General features: G+C 67.3%; 1 protein-coding gene. It reads right to left on the bottom strand.

From position 1 onward, the window contains the following. Positions 1 to 2,319, bottom strand: a 2,319-nt coding sequence (locus AC1VAN_RS18945; RefSeq protein WP_480986454.1) for a coiled-coil domain-containing protein, incomplete at both ends; no start/stop codon positions are given.

The following is a 2,319-nucleotide window of genomic DNA, read 5'->3' as shown; positions in this document are numbered from 1 at the left end:
ACGCTGACCAGCCGGCTGACACCCGGCTCGCGCATCGTCACGCCCGACAACTGGTGCGCCGCTTCCATCGTGGCCTTGTTGTGGCTGACGAACAGGAACTGCACCTTCTCGCTCATTTCCTTGACCATGTTGGCCAGGCGGCCGACGTTGGCTTCATCCAGCGGCGCGTCCACCTCGTCCAGCAGGCAGAACGGTGCCGGGTTGAGCTGGAAGATCGCAAACACCAGCGCCACGGCGGTCATCGCCTTTTCGCCGCCGGACAGCAGCGAGATGCTCGACACGCGCTTGCCCGGGGGACGCGCCATGATGGTCACGCCGGTATCGAGAAGGTCTTCGCCGGTCAGCTCCAGGTAGGCGTGGCCGCCACCGAACAGGCGCGGATACAGCGCCTGCACACCGGCGTTGACACGGTCGAAGGTGTCCTTGAAGCGGCCCCGGGTTTCGCGGTCGATCTTGCGGATSGCRTCTTCCAGGGTCTCCAGCGCGGTGGTCAGGTCCACGTGCTGCGCATCCAGATACTCCGAGCGCTGCGAGGCTTCGCCATACTCGTGGATCGCGGCCAGGTTGACCGGCTCCAGCCGGCGCATGCGACCGTCGATCTGGTGCACCGCCTGCTCCCAGTCGCCCAGGCGGGCCTCTTCGGGCAGCGCGTTGATCACATCCTGCAGCACGAAACCGGCCTTCTCCACTGCGCCCTGCAGGGTTTCAGCACTGAGTACCAGCGCCTGCTGGTCCAGCTTGCGCTGCGAGATGCGCTCGCGCTGGGACAGCGCCTGCTCGTCGCGTTGGTGGCGGGTCTGCTCGTAGTTGCGCAGTTCGGCATCAATGCCATCCAGCAACGTGCGCGCTTCGGTCAGCACGCGATCGGCACGGACACGCTCTTCCAGCGCGTTCTGGTGCTCGGCCTGCAGCGATTCGACCGGGGTATCGCCTTCGTCCAGCTGCGAATGCRGTTCGCCCAGGCGTGCATCAAGCTGGCCACGCTGCGTACTCATGCGTTCCAGCGCCTGGCTCAACGACGCCACCTGGGCGCGCTGTGATTCCAGGGTCAGGGCCAACGCGTGCGAACGCTCGCGCACCGCACGAGCGGCGTCGCGGGCCAGATCACGCGCCTCGGTCAACTGACGGCGTTCGCCCTCCAGGCCCTGCCGGTTCGACTCCAGGTCACCCATGCTGTTGACCGCATTCTCCAACCGCGCACGCGCTTCACGCGCCTGCTCGCGATTGATGTCCAGGGTCTCCAGCAACTGGCTGAGCTCGCCTTCGATACGGTCGATGCGCGTACGTGCCGCCTCCACCTTGCCCTGCTGGCCCTGCAGCTGGCCGGCCAGTTCGGACACCGCGCGGTGCGCCAGGTACAGCGCACGCTGCGCATCCTCGCGCTGCTGTTCGGCGGCCAACAGGTGCTCGCGGAAACCGGCCAGCTGTTCTTCCAGTTCGGCTTCGCGCGATTGCAGCTGCTCGATCTGCTCGCGCAGTTCGTTGATTTCGCGTTCGCGCAGCAGCGCGCCCTGCTTGGCSGCGCCGGAGCGCGACACGCGCACCCAGCCTTCGCCCARGCGTTCRCCGCCCTGGGTGATGATGGAATCGCCCTCGGGCAGGCTGGCCTGCAGTGCATTGGCTTCGGCAAGGTCACGCGCGCCGTGCAGGCGTGCAAGCAGGCGCCGGATCGGCGCTGGTCCACGCACACGTGCAGCCAGCGAGGTCGGCGCGACCTTCAGGTCCGCACCGTCATTGGCAACCAGCGCGATGCGGCCTTCGCCCAGCTCACCCAACGCATCGACCAGGCTGGCCGGGTCGTCGACCAGCACGCCTTCGATCAATTGACCGAGCGCGCTTTCCACTGCGTTTTCCCAACCCGCATCAACATCCAGGCGCTCACCCACGCGCGCGGCCGAATCCAGCCCACGCGACTTCAGCCACGCCACCGCCGCGCCCTGCTCCTGGCCGAGTGCAGCCTGCTGCAGGGTTTCCAGCGAAGACAGGCGCCCGCGCAGGCCATTGACCTGCTTGCGCAGCTCGGCCAGCTCGTTCTGCCCGTTGCGCTGCTGCTCCTGCACGGCGGCGACACCGTGCTTGCGCTCCTCGACCTGCTCGGTCAGCTCATCCAGCGCGGTCTTCTGCGTATCGTGCTGCAGGTGCAGCTGCTCGAAGACTTCATCCAGTGCATCCACGTCCAGCCCGGCACGTTCGGCCGCCAGCGCTTCGCGGCGACGATCGGCATCAAGGATCTGCTTGTCCAGGTAGTCCACGCGGGTGCGCTCGACCTCGCCGGCGCGCGAGGCTTCCGAGCTCTGCGAGGTGTGCTGCTCCCAACGC

This window comes from Stenotrophomonas sp. 05L44_2 (assembly GCF_056665995.1).
The sequence above is the reverse complement of the archived record's forward strand: the minus strand, read 5'-3'. Positions and strand labels throughout refer to the sequence as shown.